The sequence below is a fragment of the Pseudomonas sp. FW305-20 genome, assembly GCF_058788075.1.
The window spans coordinates 19,020-37,060 of the sequence record NZ_JBYTAJ010000024.1 but is presented as its reverse complement, the minus strand read 5'-3'; the positions used below and the strand labels follow the sequence as shown (position 1 = coordinate 37,060).

General features: G+C 59.1%; 17 protein-coding genes. 12 read left to right on the top strand and 5 right to left on the bottom strand.

Translation table 11 applies throughout. From position 1 onward, the window contains the following. Positions 1-80: 80 nt before the first annotated feature. Positions 81-722: a ribosome biogenesis GTP-binding protein YihA/YsxC gene (yihA, locus tag AC3WP4_RS19855; protein ID WP_074872299.1), complete on the bottom strand. Its 642-nt coding sequence runs from the start codon at positions 720-722 to the stop codon at positions 81-83. A 191-nt stretch (positions 723-913) separates the two neighbouring features. On the opposite strand from yihA, the gene AC3WP4_RS19850 reads away from it, so the two are divergent. From AC3WP4_RS19850 to AC3WP4_RS19820, 7 genes are all read left to right on the top strand, one after another. Further along, entirely contained in the window at positions 914-1,204 is a 291-nt protein-coding gene (locus AC3WP4_RS19850) for a c-type cytochrome (RefSeq protein ID WP_074872298.1), read from the top strand. 46 nt (positions 1,205-1,250) lie between these two features. Further along, complete coding sequence (locus tag AC3WP4_RS19845) at positions 1,251-1,862, top strand: c-type cytochrome (protein WP_102615793.1); 612 nt, start codon at positions 1,251-1,253, stop codon at positions 1,860-1,862. A 201-nt stretch (positions 1,863-2,063) separates the two neighbouring features. Continuing rightward, positions 2,064-2,705 carry a thiol:disulfide interchange protein DsbA/DsbL gene (locus AC3WP4_RS19840; protein WP_074872292.1) on the top strand — a complete coding sequence of 214 codons (642 nt, stop codon included), beginning with the start codon at positions 2,064-2,066 and terminating at the stop codon, positions 2,703-2,705. Positions 2,706-2,719: 14 nt separating this feature from the next. Next, a complete protein-coding gene (locus AC3WP4_RS19835) occupies positions 2,720-3,598 on the top strand; it encodes an endonuclease/exonuclease/phosphatase family protein (protein WP_074872291.1) in 879 nt (292 codons plus the stop codon). Further along, on the top strand, positions 3,595-5,673 hold the full coding sequence (locus AC3WP4_RS19830) for a diguanylate cyclase (RefSeq protein ID WP_102615792.1): 2,079 nt from the start codon (positions 3,595-3,597) through the stop codon (positions 5,671-5,673). Before AC3WP4_RS19835 ends, AC3WP4_RS19830 begins: the two co-directional genes overlap by 4 nt. Positions 5,674-5,776: 103 nt before the next feature. Continuing rightward, positions 5,777-6,559, top strand: coding sequence for an N-acetylmuramoyl-L-alanine amidase (locus tag AC3WP4_RS19825; protein ID WP_074872287.1), 783 nt, complete (start codon positions 5,777-5,779; stop codon positions 6,557-6,559). 71 nt (positions 6,560-6,630) lie between these two features. Next, entirely contained in the window at positions 6,631-8,244 is a 1,614-nt protein-coding gene (locus AC3WP4_RS19820; protein ID WP_074872286.1) for an EAL domain-containing protein, read from the top strand. A gap of 12 nt (positions 8,245-8,256) precedes the next feature. Here the strand turns inward: AC3WP4_RS19820 and AC3WP4_RS19815 are convergent, their stop codons facing one another. After that, a complete protein-coding gene (locus tag AC3WP4_RS19815; protein ID WP_102615791.1) occupies positions 8,257-10,047 on the bottom strand; it encodes a KinB sensor domain-containing domain in 1,791 nt (596 codons plus the stop codon). A 10-nt stretch (positions 10,048-10,057) separates the two neighbouring features. Further along, entirely contained in the window at positions 10,058-11,404 is a 1,347-nt protein-coding gene (gene algB, locus AC3WP4_RS19810; protein ID WP_074872282.1) for a sigma-54-dependent response regulator transcription factor AlgB, read from the bottom strand. A gap of 430 nt (positions 11,405-11,834) precedes the next feature. Here algB and AC3WP4_RS19805 point away from each other — a divergent pair, with 430 nt between their 5' ends. From AC3WP4_RS19805 to AC3WP4_RS19785, 5 genes are all read left to right on the top strand, one after another. Continuing rightward, complete coding sequence (locus tag AC3WP4_RS19805) at positions 11,835-12,122, top strand: hypothetical protein (protein WP_074872280.1); 288 nt, start codon at positions 11,835-11,837, stop codon at positions 12,120-12,122. An 80-nt stretch (positions 12,123-12,202) separates the two neighbouring features. Then, positions 12,203-12,367 (top strand): DUF1328 domain-containing protein, encoded by a 165-nt coding sequence (locus AC3WP4_RS19800; protein ID WP_003177151.1) that lies wholly within the window; start codon positions 12,203-12,205, stop codon positions 12,365-12,367. A gap of 2 nt (positions 12,368-12,369) precedes the next feature. Then, positions 12,370-12,834 (top strand): inhibitor of vertebrate lysozyme family protein, encoded by a 465-nt coding sequence (locus AC3WP4_RS19795; RefSeq protein ID WP_074872278.1) that lies wholly within the window; start codon positions 12,370-12,372, stop codon positions 12,832-12,834. 708 nt (positions 12,835-13,542) lie between these two features. Further along, the gene (gltP, locus tag AC3WP4_RS19790) at positions 13,543-14,874 is read left to right on the top strand and encodes a glutamate/aspartate:proton symporter GltP (protein WP_074872276.1); all 1,332 of its coding nucleotides are present in this window, start codon (positions 13,543-13,545) and stop codon (positions 14,872-14,874) included. A gap of 221 nt (positions 14,875-15,095) precedes the next feature. After that, positions 15,096-16,325, top strand: coding sequence for a nucleoside recognition domain-containing protein (locus tag AC3WP4_RS19785; RefSeq protein ID WP_102642462.1), 1,230 nt, complete (start codon positions 15,096-15,098; stop codon positions 16,323-16,325). A gap of 138 nt (positions 16,326-16,463) precedes the next feature. On the opposite strand, the gene AC3WP4_RS19780 is transcribed toward AC3WP4_RS19785, so the two are convergent. Next, positions 16,464-17,105, bottom strand: a complete 642-nt coding sequence (locus tag AC3WP4_RS19780; protein ID WP_074872273.1) for an ABC-type transport auxiliary lipoprotein family protein — start codon at positions 17,103-17,105, stop codon at positions 16,464-16,466. Next, a complete protein-coding gene (locus AC3WP4_RS19775) occupies positions 17,102-18,040 on the bottom strand; it encodes an MlaD family protein (RefSeq protein ID WP_102615788.1) in 939 nt (312 codons plus the stop codon). The genes AC3WP4_RS19780 and AC3WP4_RS19775 overlap by 4 nt, the downstream gene beginning before the upstream one ends. Between the last annotated feature and the right edge of the window lies 1 nt (position 18,041).

Below are 18,041 nucleotides of genomic sequence, written 5' to 3'. Positions count from 1 at the left end.
TCCGGAACTTGAACCCCGGAACTTCCCCCTCCCCATAAGAAGTCCGGGGTTTTTTTTGCCCGCGGTTTTTATAAACGAGCTTACTCCGCGAGCTCGGAGCCCTTGTCCGCCAGCTCCATCCAACCTGCCAGTACAGTGTAGGCGTCTTCCAGACCCAGGCGTTTTGGCGCCGAGAACAGCTGGATGCTGATCGCATCTCCCCAACCCTTGCGGATGTCTGCCTGAACCTTGAGCAGGACATTTTTTGCCGCGCCGTAAGTCAGCTTGTCGGCTTTGGTCAGCAAAATGTGCATCGGCATGCCGCTGGCGACAGCCCAGTCGAGCATCAGCAGGTCGAAGTCGGTCATTGGATGACGGATGTCCATCATCAAAATCAGCCCTTTCAAACTCTCACGACCACCCAGATAGGCTTCCAGGTGACGCTGCCAGTGCAGCTTCAACGGGATAGGCACTTTCGCGTAACCGTACCCCGGCAAGTCGACCAGACGACGATCATCGTCTAGCTTGAAGAAGTTCAAGAGCTGTGTGCGACCTGGAGTTTTCGAGGTCCGCGCAAGGCTGGCGTGCGTCAGGGTGTTCAGCGCACTGGACTTGCCGGCGTTGGAACGCCCGGCGAAGGCCACTTCAAAGCCTTCGTCGTCGGGGCATTGATCGACTTTGGCAGCGCTGAGCATGAAGGTGGACTGTTGGCACAGGCCGAGGATGGGGTTCTTGAGTTGCATGGGATTTCCGATGTGGGCGGCGCCGGGAATGGACGCGGCGAGCAGTGTCGTTTCCGTTTCAGTGACGCCAGTATATAATGCCGCAGATTTTGTGTGCGCTTTGTCCCAGCGTAGGATGAAGTTCACGAGAGCGATTGACCTTGATTGCGCATTAGAACGCAGAACGCTCTCAACCCTGAAAAGGTCGTTTTATGACGAAATGGCTGCTAGCTGCCGGTATCTTGATGCCGCTTTACAGCGCTCAGGCTACACAGGATCCGGAAGCTGTGTACAACCGTGTTTGTGGTGCCTGTCATTCCGGCCAACTACCCATGGCCCCCAAAAAGGGCGATCAGGAAGCTTGGACGCCGAGGTTGGCGAAAGGTATGGAGACGCTGGTGCAACACGTGACCCAGGGTTTCAAGGCGATGCCGCCGCGTGGTTTGTGCATGGACTGCAGTGCCGAGGATTACCAAGCAATCATCCAGTGGATGAGCGAGTGATCCCGGTCCATAACTCTTTAACCCTTAGCCGTAGTTGGATTAGCTGATGAACAAATTGATCGTGAGTCTGCTGTTGACCGTGGGGATCTCCGGCATTGCCCATGCTGCAGGTGATGCGACTGCTGGTCAGGCGAAAGCCGCAGTATGTGGCGCCTGTCATGGCCCGGATGGCAACAGTATGGCGCCTAACTTTCCGAAACTGGCAGGCCAGGGCGAGCGTTATCTGAACAAGCAGCTACACGACATCAAGTCCGGCAAACGCACGGTACTGGAAATGACCGGCCTGCTGACCAACCTGAGCGATCAGGACCTGGCCGATATCTCCGCCTACTTCGCCAGCCAGAAAGGCAGCGTTGGCGCCGCCGATCCGAAAGTCGTTGCTCGCGGTGAAGCACTGTTCCGCGGCGGCGATCTGGCCAAGGGCCTGCCAGCCTGCACCGGTTGCCACTCGCCGGATGGTAAAGGCAACGCAGCTGCCGGCTTCCCCCACCTGGGCGGCCAGCACGCTCAATACATCGCCAAGCAACTGACCGATTTCCGCAAGGAAGAGGCCGGCCGCACCAACGATGGCGATACCAAGCCAATGCAGAGCATTTCCAAAAAGCTGAGCGACGAAGATATCGCAGCGGTGTCCAGCTACATTCAAGGCCTGCACTAAGACCGACGAATCGGGCGTTGCGCGGGGGTGTACACCTCCCGCAACGTTAACGCTCGATTAATCCGTCGATGCAAGCATAAAAAGGGTGGCTTTGGCCGCCCTTTTTTGTGGCCGCTGCCGTTACACTACAGAACTCAAGCCCGCCAGTACCTGTCTGAAAACAGGTCGCGCGAGGCGACCAAAATTGTCCAGGAGTAAAGCATGCGTAATCTGATCATCAGCGCCGCACTCGTCGCTGCCAGCCTGTTCGGCATGACCGCCCAGGCTGCTGAAGCACCCGCCGCCCCATACGTCGAACTGACTAACGCGGTTCCGGTGGCTGTACCTGGCAAGATCGAAGTGGTGGAGTTGTTCTGGTACGGCTGCCCGCACTGCTATTCATTCGAACCGGTGATCAATCCTTGGGTTGAAAAACTCCCTTCCGATGTCAATTTCGTGCGTATTCCGGCCCTGTTCGGCGGCCCTTGGGACGCCCACGGGCAAATGTTTCTGACCCTGCAAAGCATGGGTGTCGAGCATAGCGTGCACGCTGCGGTGTTCAACGCCATCCAGAAGGAACACAAGAAACTGACCGACAAGGACGAAATGGCTGACTTCCTGGCGACCCAAGGCGTAGACAAGGACAAGTTCCTCGCTACCTTCGACTCCTTCGCCATCAAGGGTCAGATGACCAAGGCTCGCGAACTGGCCAAGAAGTATGAAATCTCGGGTGTTCCAACCATGATCGTCAACGGCAAGTATCGCTTCGACGTTGGCTCTGCCGGCGGTGCCGAACAAGCTCTGCAGTTGGCCGACAAACTGGTCGACAAAGAGCGAGCGGCTAACAAGGCTGCTGCCAACTAAGCGCGGCGACCACCATGCGCCGCTGGGGCAGTGAACGCGTCGTTGGCCTGCATGATCCGCGGGTCAACGAACATCATCTGGAATCGACGGGCCTGCCCGCAGACAGTCGTCTGCGCTTGCTCAGTTTCAATATCCAGGTCGGTATCAGTACCGAGCGCTATCACCACTACCTGACCCGGGGCTGGCAGCACCTGCTGCCGCACACCGGGCGTGCCGACAATCTGCAAAAGATCGGCAATCTGCTGGGCGACTTCGATCTGGTCGCCTTGCAGGAAGCCGATGGCGGCAGCCTGCGATCAGGCTACGTCAACCAGGTTGAACACCTGGCCCAGCTCGGCGCATTCCCCTACTGGTATCAACAACTCAATCGCAATCTCGGACGCCTCGGCCAGCACAGCAATGGTGTGCTCAGTCGCCTGCGCCCGTGGGCCATTGAAGATCATCCGCTACCGGGGCCCAAGGGTCGCGGGGCGATTCTGGTGCGCTTTGGCGAAGGTCCTGAGGCGCTGGTGGTGGTCATGATGCACCTGGCGCTGGGCGCTCGCGCCCGCAGCATGCAACTGGCTTATATCCGCGAGCTGATCGGCGGCTATAAACACCAGGTGCTGATGGGCGACATGAATACCCACGCCAGTGACTTGCTGCAAAACTCCCCGTTGCGTGACCTCGGCCTGCTCGCGCCGCAACTGGAAGCGACCTTCCCCAGCTGGCGCCCGCAGCGCTGTCTGGACCATATTCTGCTGAGCCCTACCCTGACGCTTGAAAAGGTCGAGGTGCTGGCACAACCCATTTCCGATCACTTGCCGGTCGCGGTAGAGATTCGTCTGCCGGGTTCGCTCACGGCCGATGCATTGCCCGCGTTGAGTCCTGCCCCTCGCGGATCCCATGAATGAGCGACGAAGCACAGCGCTGGAAAGAGAAATACCTCAAAAGCATCGAACAACAGGAAAAGCTCGAACGTCGATGGGACGCCCGGCTCGACCTGCTGCGTCGTGGCCTGGTACGCAGCACGCTGGCAGCCGAGGGCACCGACCGCGCCGTTGACCAATGCATGAAGGAAATGCGTGAAGTCGTGCGCACCGACGACATGGACGCCGGCCTGGCCGCCCTGCTTCCGCGGCTGGAAAAAGCCGTCCTCGACTCCGAACAACGCCGGGAAACCCGGGTTAATCAGACCAGCGCTGCATTGACCGCGCTGGTCTCGCAGCTGCAAACATTACCGCTGCCCCGCGAAGTAAGCAGGCCGCTGAAAAACTTCGCCAAGCAACTGGATGCAAGAGTCGGGCAGGCGCGCGAAATTCCGTTGCTGCTCAGCGAACTGAGTGGCCTGCAAGGCAAAGCCCTGAATCAGCTTGAAAACCCGGCAGAGCCCGGCCGCCCCGGTTTGCTGCAACGACTGTTTGGCAGCCGTGAAGCGGATGAAGCGGCATTGCAGGTTGCCTCCGGCACCTTCTCGACGCCCGCCCCGCAGCCAGCCAAAGCGGTTGCCGCGCCTCATGCCGCAACTCCACAGGTCACGGTCGATCTCGCACCAGGGATCGATATACCGCAAGTGCCCGCCGCACATGTTGCCGCGTCGGCTACTGCATCCGAGCCACCGACAATCGAGACGCCGTTCGCAGCAGCGCCTTCTCCAGCAGTGGTAACGCTTGTCCCGCAGGAGCCGGAGCCTGAGCAAGCACGCGCCCAGACTCCAGAGGCGCAACCGCAACCAGACATAGAACATCCAGAAGCACCCGCTCCATCGATCATCGAGCCAGAAATACCGGCTCAATTGGCGATCAATCCCGACGAATTGACTCCGGTGGTCTATCTCGACAGCCTGCCGCTGCCCCCGGCCATGGCCGAGGCGTTGGCCGCCGCAGGCACTGAACAATCCGAGCCGGATGCTCTCTACGCCCTGCCGGACTCACCCGAGCCGTCCTACAGCTCGGTGGCCAAGCATATCGAAGACACGCTACTGGGCCTGCTGGACGACCTGACGCTGCCCGAGCGTCATCGTCCACAAGCCGAAGCGATGCGCGATCGTCTGCAAAACGGGTTGAACTGGTACGAATTGCTGCCAATCCTCGATGATCTGGCGACCTTGATGCTGGCAATCACCGACAGCGGCCAGCATGAATTCGAAGCCTACTTGCAACAGCTGAACGAACGTCTCGAGTCGTTCCAAAGCAACTTGCAAGCCGCCAGCGAAGGCCATGCCGACAATCGCTCCGCCGCCCGCGACATGGACACGCAGATCCGTGAACAAGTGGACGGCTTGCAGAGCAGCATGCAGGAAGCCGCCGACCTGGACGATCTCAAGCACGTCCTGGAAAACCATCTGGAAGGCCTGCTCGGCACCATGGACCAGCACCAGAAGCAGCGGGACGAGCGCGAGCAAGAAGTCGCCGCCCGCCTTCACAGCCTGGCCGAACGCGTTGCGCACATGGAGCAGGAAGCCCTGGGCTACCGCGAGCACCTTGAGGAGCAGCGTCAGAAAGCCTTGATCGACCCGCTGACCGGCCTGCCTAACCGGGCCGCCTGGAGCGAACGGCTGGATCACGAAATCAACCTATGGCAGCAACACGGCAACAGCCTGTTGCTGGCCATGCTCGACCTCGACCATTTCAAACGCATTAACGATAACTACGGTCACCTGGCGGGCGACAAAGTACTGAAAATCATCGCCAACGTGCTGCGCAAGCGCCTGCGCGGGACGGATTTCATTGCCCGGTTCGGTGGTGAGGAGTTTGTGCTGTTGATGCCAGACACTGGGCCAACCGCTGGTGCGAAATTGCTGGAAAAGCTGCGCGCCTCGATCGAAGCCTGCCCTTTCCACTTCAAGGGTGAGCCGGTAACCATCACCATTTCCATGGGCCTGACGGCCTTCAAACCCGGAGAACATAGCGATCTGGTGCTTAAAAGAGCCGATCAGGCCCTATATCGCGCAAAACATGCCGGTCGCAACCAAGTGGCACTGGGCTGAGAATCAATTGTTCCATTTTGTTTAAAATTGCCCGGCGGCCGTTTGCGTGCAAGGCCGTACGTTACACTGTTGCATTACTGTCTTGCGTGTATTGCCTTCTGCCATGAAATATCTAGCGTTTATCGTGTCTCTGATTCTGTTGGCCGGCTGTGCCAGCGGCCCCCGGTTCAACACCAGTCACCCTTCACCCAACTTTGACAGCCGAATTCAGTTCGTGGTCGTGCACTACACCTCCGCGTCACTGGAGCGTTCGCTGCAACTGCTGACTCACGGCGACGTCAGCAGCCACTATCTGATTGGCGACGACAAGGGCGCCACCATTTACAAGCTGATGGATGAAAACGTCCGAGCCTGGCACGCCGGGGAAAGCGAATGGCAAGGCCGGACCTGGTTGAACTCCAGCTCCATTGGCATCGAAATCGTCAACCCGGGTTTTAAAGACACCCCTGCCGGGCGCCTTTGGTATCCCTACAGCGAAGACCAGATCCAGTCCCTGATCGTCCTGCTCAAGGACATCAGCAAGCGTTACGCCATCAATCCCCGCAGCATCATCGGCCATAGCGACATCGCCCCGCTGCGCAAGCTTGATCCGGGGCCGCTGTTCCCCTGGAAGCGTCTGGCTGCCGAAGGCCTGGGAGTCTGGCCGAATGAGCAGGCCGTAACGCGTCAGCAAGTACAGTTCGAAGTACAACTGCCAACCATCAGCTGGTTTCAGGCACAGCTGGCCCGCGCGGGTTATCCCACGCCGCAAACCGGCGAACTGGATGTTGCGACACGTCATGTGATTGCGGCCTTCCAGATGCATTTCCGACCGACACGTTTCGATGGCACACCGGATGCGCAAACCGCGGCGCTTCTACAAGTCTTGAACCAGACAAAATACTGACGCCCGCCCGACGGTCAGGGCTTTTTTTCAATCAGCAGCTATAACTCATTGGTAATACTTCGGATATTCCTATGACGGCTGCTCGAGAGACACTACGTAGTTGGTTCTTTCGCCCTTGGTTTTTGGCGATGCTGGCTGCTGCCTTGAGCGCGATACTCCTGATGACCGGCAGCCTGTTCGTGGCCATGCATCAAGTCGAGCAGAACGAAAGCGCAGAGATGAATGCCCAGGGCGAGCGCTTCCTTGCTCGCCTGGAGCAGCTGTTCGGGCAATTGCGGGAAAGTCTCGACGACCTTGAAGCCCAGCCGTTACGCGGCTGCGATGACGAAATGATCGCGACCTTGCAACAGGTCAGCTTCAACTACCGTTTCGTTTACGAAGCCGCTTATATGGACGCCTCGCGGATCTGTTCCAACCGCCCCCGCCAGGAAGGGCTGTCGATGATAAGACCGCCCGACATCAAAGGGCCGACCTATAGTTATTGGCTGAACACCACCACCGAACCCGATGAAAACCGCGCCGCGCTGATGCTCGGACGCGGTAATTTTCGCGTCGCGACGTCTCGCGGGCATTTGACCGACATGGTCGACTTGCCACCGGGAAGCAGCCTGCTGGTGGTGCTCGACCACGGTACGCGAGCGATTCCGGTACTGGGTGTCCCCCAGGTCTGGCCACCAACAGAACCCTGGCCCCCGAGAAGCCTCGACGCACTACAAGTAACGCATTCCCGCTTGATCTACCGCATGCCCACCAACAACCCGGAATACCAATTGGTGCTGATCAGCCCGCGCACCGGCATGCATGTGCCCGCCGTCTGGTGGTGGTTGCTGCCGGCCAGCCTGTTACTCGCCTTATGCGTGGGTTTTCTGGTGCTTCTGCTGGTGCGCCAGCGACAGTCGCTGGACGCCGAACTGAGTGGCGCCATACGACGAGGCGAATTGCAGGTGCTGTATCAGCCGATATTCGACCTCGACAGCCGCAACTGTGTCGGGGCCGAAGCCTTGCTGCGCTGGCGAAGACCGGACGGCACCCTGACCAGCCCCGACCTGTTTATTCCAATGGCGGAGAACACCGGCCAGATCCGCCAGATGACCGATTTCGTCCTGCAACGCCTGCTTGAACAGCTGGGACACTTGTTGCGGGCCAATCCGCAGCTGTACATCTCGGTCAACCTGGCGGCCTGCGACGTCATGGTGCCGCGTATCGGCCAGGTAATGGCGCGCCTGCTGACCTTGCACCGCGTCGCAGCCAAGCAAATTGCCTTTGAGGTTACCGAGCGGGGATTGATCGATGTTGTGGTCGCCCGGGAAAACCTGCAAGCCTTGCGGGATGTCGGGCATCAAGTGCTGATCGATGACTTTGGCACCGGCTATTGCAGCCTCGCCTATCTGCAAACCCTGCCAGTCGATTGCCTGAAAATCGACAAGGCGTTTATCGATGCACTGGGTCATGACGCTGCAAGTAGCGGTGTCGCCCCGCACATCATTCATATGGCCCAGGCCCTGCAGCTCAAGGTGATCGCTGAAGGCATCGAACTTGAATCCCAGGCGGCGCTTCTGAGCAGCGAAGGTGTGAAGTTCGGTCAGGGCTGGCTGTTCGCCCATGCATTAAGTGCGGTGCAATTCATCGAGCTGATTACCCGTGGCCGCCGATTGGCCGCCCGCCGTCTCGATGATGAAGCCTGAAGCGATTGTGGCTTAAACCGACAACGCCATATAAAACTGAGTACCCTGCCCTGGCCGCGAATAAACACCCATTCGGCCGCCGTGCAACTGCACAATTTCCTTGCACAGTGCCAGACCGAGCCCGGCACCGCCCTTCTTGCGACCCACCTGGACAAAGGGTTCGAAAATCCGCCCCTGCTGGCCATAGGCAATGCCTTCGCCGTTGTCCTCGACACTGATAATCACCCGCTCCCCATGGCGTCGAGCCTGCAAACGTATTTGCCCGCCGGTGGCGGTATGGCGCAACGCGTTGTCGATCAGGTTGTCGAGCACCCGATCCAGCTGCGGCTGATCGGCCTGCAATCGCGGTAATGGCCCTTGCACTTCCACTAGAAGTTCGAGGCCCTGCTCTTGTGCCTGGCCGGCAAAACGTGTCCGGGCCTGCTCCAGCAAATCCTCGATGGAGCACGGTGCCAATGTGAGTTTCTGCAATCCGTTCTGGTAGCGGGAGAAGTTCAGCAGGTCATTGATCAACTGCATCAAGCGCTGCATTTCCTCATTCACGGTGTCCAGCAGATCAGCTTCACGCGAGTCCTTGGCAAAGTGTGCGCGCTCGCGGAAAAGGCCGAACGCCATGTGCATTCCAGTGACCGGCGTTCGCAATTCATGGGAGGCGCGCAGCACGAACTCGCTGCGCACCCGCTCAAACGCCCGCTGTTCGGTGACGTCATGCAGCACCATCACGGCGCCCAGAATATGCCCTTGGGTGTGGCTGACTGGCGTCAGGCTAAAGGTCAGCAACCGCGACTCCCCGTCGACCTCGATACTCAGGTCCTCAGGCGCGCGCTCCAGGGTGCCCCCGCGCAGTACCAGTTGCAGCTGATCATCGAGTTCGGGGCGCTCAAGCGCCACCCCCAGACCTTGACCGAGACGATCGCTTTCCCAGCCCAATTGACGTTGCGCAACCGGATTGAGGTGTTCCAGACGGCCATCGCGGTCGATCATCAGCAAGCCATCGTCGATGCTGTCGAGTACGGCCTGCAACCGCTGCTGGCCTGCGAGCAGCTCATCGATATTGGTGGCCTGGTGCTCACGCAGGGCCTCGGCCATGATCCCGAAACGCTTGGTCAGCAGGTTCATTTCCACGGCCGAGGAAATCGGCAGCGTCACTTCGAAATTGCCTTGGCCGATGTTGTCCGCCGCTTGGGCCAGCGCCTCGATCGGCGCACCAAAACGCTGAGCGATAGCGTGGGCGGTGACGAAGCCGATGATCAACACTGCCAGCCCCACCAGCCCGAGCAGGCCGGCAACCAGCAGCGCCCTCTCCCGGGCCTGCCGTTCGGTGGCATTGATGTTATCCAGCGCACGCTTTTGCTCGGCGATCAGACTATTGCGCAGCGCATTGAGTTTTTCGGTGAGCTCTTTGTTGCCACTCAACACCTGCGTCGAGTCACGCGACAGGTCGTACGCCTGGAGAAAGCTCAGGTAGTCCGTCCTAGCCCGTTCGAAACCTTGCTGATGCTCATCGCCAGCCTTGGCTTGGACAATGCCGTCGTCAAGGAACTGGAAATACTGCTGTTTGGACGCCTCGAACGCTACGGGATCCGGCTTCTCACTGAGCATGATCATCATCTGATCACCCAAGGTCTGGCGCAATTTCAGTCCCAGGTCGAGCGTGGCGAAATTGTTGCGAATCAGCGCTTCCTGGGAACTCGCCATCTGCATCACGCTGACCAGCCCGAGCAACAGCCCGAGCAGTGCCACGGTGATCAGCGCGGAAATACTCAAGAACAGCCGCGTGCGCAATTTCATTGCCAGTCTCATCGGAGACAGCTCACAAGTTGTACTGCTTGCGTTTTCGGTACAGCGTCGAGGCATCGATACCCAGGGTCTTGGCGGCCTGGTCCAGCGTATCTGCCGTGGCGAGGACCGCTCCGATGTGGGCTTTTTCCAATTCATCCAGGCTCAGCGCAGCGCCGATGCGAGGCGCGTTGTTCACCGGGGTTTCAGCCATGCCCAAGTGAGTGATCTCGACCCGTTCCTGTGGGCAAATGATGCTTGCCCGCTCCACAACGTTGCGCAGTTCGCGAATATTCCCCGGCCAGCGGTAACCGAGCAGCGCTTCACGGGCGTCATCGCTGAAACCCCGAGCCGGGCGTGCGTATTCCTTGACGAAACGGGCCAGAAAGCGATCGGCCAGATTCAGGATATCCTCCCTGCGCTCGCGCAGTGGCGGCAGGTGCAAGGTGATGACGTTCAGGCGGTAGAGCAAATCTTCACGGAAACGGCCGTCGCGGACCATGTCTTCGAGGTTCTGGTTAGTGGCCGCGAGGATGCGCACATCGGCGCGGCGGGTGATGGGGTCGCCCACCCGTTCGTATTCTTTATCCTGGATAAAACGCAACAGTTTTGGTTGCAAAACCAATGGAAAATCGCCGATCTCGTCAAGAAACAGCGTTCCCCCGTCGGCCTGGTTGACCCGCCCCAGAGTACTTTCGCTGGCCCCGGTGAACGCGCCACGACTGTGGCCGAAGAGCTCGCTTTCCATGAGTTCGGCGGTCAGGGACGGGCAGTTGATCGTGATGCAGGATTTCTTCGAGCGCTTGCTCCAGCCGTGAATGGCCTGGGACAGCTCGCCTTTACCGGTGCCAGACTCGCCGAGAATCAAAATGTTGGCATCGGTGTTGGCCACCTGGCGGGCGGTTTCGAGCACGACTTTCATCGCCGGGCTGTGAGAGTCCAGGCCATCCTTGGGTTTGCGCACTTCGCCTTCAAGAGCTTCCAGGCGTGCCGACAGTTGCCGCACTTCCAGTTGCTTGGCGGTGGCCAGGCGTAATTGGTCGGGGCTGCAAGGCTTGACCAGATAGTCAGCGGCCCCGGCCTGAATGGCATCGACCGCCGTGTCCACGGCCGAGTGAGCGGTGACGATCACTACTCTCATCCAGGGCGCCTGAATGCGCATTTGAGCCAGCACATCAAGGCCGTTGTCTTCCCCCAGGCGCAGATCGAGGAAACACAGGTCGAACACTTGACGCTGAAGCAGTGCATCAGCCTGAGCGGCGCTGTTGGCGGTAGCGACGCTGTAGCCTTCATCTTCGAGGCAATAACGAAACGTACGCAGGATGGCGGACTCATCGTCCACCAGCAGAATGCGGCCTTGATGCTCAGTGGCTGACTCCATTTTCCTACGCTCCTTAATGAATAATCTTGGTTAGTCCCGGAATAATCGGGCAAGTTGCATGGTTGATTCTGGTCGATTTCAGCCACAGCAGCGTAGCTTTCCCCTCACCCTACGGCTAATCGCCTGATTTTGTTGTTTTTTTATCAGATAGCCGGTTCGCAGGCGATTGCCGGTGTCCCCTTGTGACATCCATGTCCCCCTCGCAATTCAAAAATGTTGAAAGTTCCTACACAGCCCATCGTGCATTACGCACGACTTCCAAAGGGCCATCGTGCAGGATGCGTCCGCCACGTTTTCCACACCACTGATAACTAATTGATTTAATTGGATTTTTTTATCTCAAAAAGCTGGCATGGCGCCTGCAACACTCTCATTACCCGGGGCCTTCAAGCCCCTAACAAAATCACCACAGAGTGGGAGGAGCTTCAGGATGAGTCGCCAACGTGCCGCCCAGTTGCGTATCTCGCCACTGCATATCCAGCAAGGTCTGTTTGCTGTTCTGGCGCTACTGATCACCTTGATCGCCGGCCAGCAGTTTCAGCGTTGGGAGCAGAACCAACAGCAAGAAGCGCCACGCTTGTCGTTTCAACAACCGACCCAAACCCATTTCAGTGCGGCCAGCAGCAACCAGGCTGACAGCCCCCCAATGCGAATGATGGACGTCGACCAGGCTCAGCCTGCGGATGAGATGCCTCACCAGGAACGTTGGGTGTTCTAAATACATGAACTTGGCGCGCTCGATGCGCCGGGAAACGCACCACAAGCAACACCTCTAATAGAAGTGTAAGGAGAATCACCATGTTGAGCTGGGCAATCACATTCTTGATCATTGCCATCATCGCTGCAGTACTGGGCTTCGGTGGTATCGCGGGCACCGCCACGGGTATCGCCAAGATTCTCTTTGTCGTGTTCCTGGTGATGTTCATTGCTTCCTTCTTCTTTGGCCGTCGCGGTCGAGGGTGAATATGAGCGTTTTGTTAAAGACACTGGCAGCCGCCCTGCTTCTGGGCGGTAGTGCCATGGCAACAGCGGCCAATGACGGCCAGGCGCGGGTCAATGAGTTGCTGACGGCAGACCCGCAGTACCGCGAAACCTGGCAAGGCGTGGTGAAGAAGGAAGAACGCTTGCCGGAATGGGTCATGAACCTGTCCGGCGACGCCGAGCAAATGAATGCCGTTGAAGAAGATGGTGAAAAGTATCTGGTTGGGCCGTTGTGCGAATTGCAGTCGACGTGCCTCAACAAGCGCTTGATCGTCGCCGTCAGCTTCGACAAGAAGGAAGCCTACGCCATGCTGGTCGAAGTGCCTGCGGGACTGCCGGCCGACAAGTCGCCCACGCGGCATGCCGACTACCGCTTTCTTGGAAAGCCAGACCAGGGCATGCAGGACTTGTTGATGGAACAACTGAAGAAAGATCCGAACTGGTACTGAATTCGTAACATGAAAGAAGCAGCATGGCTTCTTCCACTGCGCTACCCGAGGAGGGTAGGCGCATGATCAGGGGGCCGGGACGTTCTGCCTGTTGCAGGGGCGGAGTGACCTACGGGTACAGGGAGTGCCTGCGCAAAAGGGCCGGATCAGGCAGAAGCTGCGACGCAAGTTCGTCGGTCCCCCGTGGATCGACGGACTTGCGAAGAGCTTCCTCGGCGCAAAGTATTGTCCTAGAGCGTTCTGCTCGCCTCCTCCGCGTCCTCTTCGCTAATTCCTCGCAAAACCATTTCGCCGTGTTTCCTTGGTGACCGTATATCGAGAAAACTGCCACTCAAAGGCCGAGAGTTTTCGCCCTAGAACGTAGGCTTTTTCCCAAGTTTCAGTCCTCATTCCCTTGATCAAAAAACAACCAACCTCCTCTGCGATGGCCGGTTCACGGCACTTATGCCTGCCGAAATGTCGTATTCGAACCGGTTGGGACGCGAGTTTCAGTTGAAAAAGCTCATGCCGATTCGGCATAGGGTAGGCGTTTACGGCATTAGACGTCGCTTCCTTGCATCTGAATAGTTGCGCCTTTTTTCGCCTGCCAGAGAGCCGATAACAAGCGCTCCGGGGCACCTTATACGGGGGTAGATGCACAAGACTTTTTCGCCACAAGCGTTCCAGTTCTTGCATCTGCCTGAGTCAAACGCAAGTAAGGGTAAAGATATGAAGAAGGCAAAGCTTAGCCTCGCCTGGCAGATCCTCATCGGTCTGGTATTGGGGATTGCAATCGGTGCGCTGCTCAACCATTTCAGTGCCGAAAAAGCCTGGTGGATCAGCAACGTCCTGCAACCAGCAGGCGATATCTTTATCCGTCTGATCAAGATGATTGTGATCCCGATCGTGATCTCTTCACTGATCGTCGGTATTGCAGGCGTCGGCGACGCGAAAAAGCTCGGGCGAATCGGTCTGAAGACCATCATTTACTTCGAGATCGTCACCACCATTGCCATCGTTGTCGGTCTGGTGCTGGCCAACGTGTTCCATCCGGGCACCGGCATCGACATGAGCACCCTGGGTACCGTGGATATTTCCAAGTACCAGGCCACTGCCGCCGAGGTTCAGCATGAACATGCGTTCATCCAGACCATCCTCAACCTGATCCCGTCGAACATCTTCGCGGCCATGGCCCGCGGCGAAATGCTGCCGATCATCTTCTTCTCCGTATTGTTCGGCCTCGGTCTGTCGAGCCTGCAATCGGACCTGCGCGAGCCGCTGGTGAAGATGTTCCAGGGCGTGTCGGAAAGCATGTTCAAAGTCACTCACATGATCATGAACTACGCCCCGATCGGCGTGTTCGCACTGATCGCGGTGACCGTGGCCAACTTCGGCTTCGCCTCTTTGATTCCGCTGGCCAAACTGGTGATCCTGGTTTACGTCGCCATCGCCTTCTTCGCCTTCGTGGTGCTGGGCCTGATCGCTCGCCTGTTCGGCTTCTCGGTGCTCAAGCTGATGCGCATCTTCAAGGATGAGCTGGTGCTGGCCTACTCCACCGCCAGTTCCGAAACCGTGCTGCCGCGCGTGATCGAGAAAATGGAAGCCTACGGCGCGCCGAAAGCCATTTGCAGCTTCGTGGTACCGACCGGCTACTCGTTCAACCTCGACGGTTCGACCCTGTACCAGAGCATTGCGGCCATCTTCATTGCCCAGCTCTACGGCATCGACCTGTCGATCAGCCAGCAATTGCTGCTGGTGCTGACCCTGATGGTCACCTCCAAAGGCATCGCCGGCGTTCCGGGTGTGTCCTTTGTGGTGCTGCTGGCCACCTTGGGCAGCGTGGGTATTCCGCTCGAAGGCCTGGCGTTCATCGCCGGTGTCGACCGCATCATGGACATGGCCCGTACCGCGCTGAACGTGATCGGTAATGCCTTGGCCGTGCTGGTCATCGCACGCTGGGAAGGCATGTACGACGATGCCAAGGGCCAGCGCTACTGGAACTCCTTGCCGCACTGGCGCAGCAAGGAAAAATTGCCGGTGGGTGAAGTTTCCAAGGGCTGATGCGTTGCCCTTGTAGGAGCGAGGCTTGTGTGGCGAGGGGGCTTGCCCCCGTTCGAGTCCGCAGCGCTCGCAAATCCGGGTCCGCTGCGCGACCCAACGGGGGCAAGCCCCCTCGCCACAGTCGCTCCCACAAGAGCCAAAACAAACCCCGGAGAAATCCGGGGTTTGTCGTTTCTGGCTACCCCGCTATCATTCGCCGCATTCTTCGGGGGATTTAACTGATGCTCAATGGCCTGTGGCTAAGCTTCTTCATCGTGGCTGCCGTTTCGGCGCTGGCGCAATGGCTGATCGGCGGTAACGCCGGGATCTTCGCGGCGATGGTGGAAAGCATTTTTGCCATGGCCAAGTTGTCGGTCGAAGTCATGGTCATGTTGTTCGGCACCCTGACGCTCTGGCTGGGCTTTCTGCGGATTGCCGAGAAGGCCGGGATCGTCGAGTGGCTGGCCAAAGCGTTGGGCCCGTTGTTCCTGCGGCTGATGCCGGGAGTGCCGGCCGGGCACCCGGCCATCGGCCTGATCACGCTGAACTTCGCCGCCAACGGCCTGGGCCTGGACAATGCCGCCACGCCAATCGGCCTCAAAGCCATGAAGGCGCTGCAAGAGCTCAACCCCAGCGACACCATCGCCAGCAACGCGCAGATTCTGTTCCTGGTGCTCAACGCCTCCTCCCTGACCCTGCTGCCGGTGACGATCTTCATGTACCGCGCCCAGCAAGGTGCGCCCGATCCGACCCTGGTGTTCCTGCCAATCCTGCTCGCCACCAGTTGCTCGACATTGGTCGGCCTGCTGTCGGTGGCGTTCATGCAGCGCCTGCGCCTGTGGGACCCGGTGGTGCTCGCCTACCTGATTCCCGGCGCCTTGGCCCTCGGTGCGTTCATGGCGCTGCTGGCGACGCTGTCAGCGACCGCTCTGGCCGGCCTGTCATCGATCCTCGGCAACGTGACGTTGTTCGGGCTGATCATGGTGTTTCTGGTGATCGGCGCGCTACGCAAAGTGAAGGTCTACGAAGCGTTCGTCGAAGGCGCCAAAGAAGGCTTCGACGTGGCCAAGAACCTGCTGCCGTATCTGGTGGCGATGCTGTGCGCCGTCGGCGTGCTGCGGGCATCCGGAGCGCTGGACTTTGGCCTGGACGGGATTCGGCACCTGGTGGAATGGGCCGGTTGGGACACGCGCTTCGTCGATGCGCTGCCGACCGCCATGGTCAAGCCATTTTCCGGCAGTGCCGCCCGGGCGATGCTGATCGAAACCATGAAAACCTCTGGCGTGGACAGCTTCCCGGCGCTGGTGGCGGCGACGATTCAGGGCAGTACTGAAACGACGTTCTATGTATTGGCGGTGTACTTCGGCGCGGTGGGGATCCAGCGGGCGCGGCATGCGGTGGGGTGCGCATTGCTGGCGGAGCTTGCCGGCGTTCTCGGCGCGATCGGCGTCTGCTACTGGTTCTTCGGCTAACCACAAAACCTGTAGCAGCTGGCACAGCCTGCGTTCGGCTGCGAAGCAGTCGCAAAACCAGACACCGCGATCCACCTGATAGATGCGGGATAACGGATTGACGACTGCTTCGCAGCCGAACGCAGGCTGCGCCAGCTGCTACAAGGGATTCGCGGCGTTTCTGGCGGGCGGCGCAACTTTCTGTCCTTGCTCCACCGCCCAGCTCACCACCTGCGCCGTCAACTGGTCACTGGCCTGGCCAAACCCGGCCACCACCGCCGGTACCTGAGCATCGCTCAACGGCTGGCGCACTTCGAAGCGTCGGCTGGCGAGGATTCGCTGGTCATAACCGCGCACCAGCAACGCATCCAGTCGCACGACGACATTCGCATGCGTTCCTTGGTATTCAGTCTGAAATGCCTGCAGGCTACCGCCCAGTTCAAGATCCGCCTGGAAATTGCTGTCATCGGTGCTCAGCAATGTCACCCGACCATCACGCTGGAAACCATCCAACAGACGATTGCGCAGTAACACCGGTGCCGGGTCGCTCCAGCGTGAGGCCTTGTAGCTGCTGATCAGGTCACCTTGAGGGATCACGGCGATCCTCGAGCTGTTCAAGGCTTCGCTGGTCTGCGGCTTGGACAGGCGCAATGACCAGCGCTGCGGCGTCCCGTGACTGGCCGATGCGCTGCCCTGGGCCGAAGGCAACCGATAGACATCGGACGGCTCGGACTTGGGCAGGATCGAGCAGGCGCTGAGCACCATGAAGCTGGCGAGGAGGGTGAGGTGAAGCAGTTTCATGGCGTGAACTCCTTGTCCTTGTCATTGCCCAGCAAATAACCGGCGGGGTTGGCTTCCAGACGCTGGGAAATAGCCCGCAACGACGTCAGGGTGTCGCGCAGTTCACGCACCGCCGGGGCCAGGCCATTGAGGCCTTGCATGCCGCTGTTGATCGAGTCCTGATTGGTCGTGAGCAATGTGTTGATGGTCGCGCTGCTCTGTTCCAGCGACTTCATTGCCTGCTCGGCACTGCCGAACATCTGCTTGCCTTGATCGTTGAGCATGCCATTGGCGTTGCGCATCAGCGCCGACGTCTGCTCCAGCATGGCGCCGGCCTGCTTGCCGACCGAGGCCAGTTGCTGCATCGCCTGGCGAATATCGCCGCGCTGGTCGGCGATGGTGCCGGTGGTTTGCTCCAGATGCTCAAGGGTCTTGCTAATGCGCTCGACGTTCTGCGAAGAAAACACCTGATTGGCGTTGTGCAGCAGCATATTCACGCCAGCCACAAGGTCGCCGCTGTCATTGAGCAAACGGGCGATGGGCGAGGGCGATGCAATGATCGTCGGCAAGTTACCGTCCTTGCCCTTGAGTGTCGGACTTTGCGGCGTACCACCGCTGAGCTGGATTATCGAAGTGCCGGTGATCCCGGTCAGCGCCAATATGGCCTGGGTGTCTTCCTTGATCGGTGTGTCACCGCCCAGGCGGATCCGCGCCAGCACCCGGCGCGGGTCTTTCGGGTCCAGACGCAAGGTCACCACGTCACCGACCTTGATCCCGCTGTACTGCACGGCGCTGCCCTTGGACAGGCCGCTGACGGCCTCGTTGAAGACGACTTCGTAATCCTTGAATTCGGTGTCGACGCTGGACTTGGCCAGCCACAAGCCGAAGAGCAGGGCGCCCGCCACCACAATTACGGTGAACAGGCCAATCAATACATGATGAGCTCGGGTTTCCATG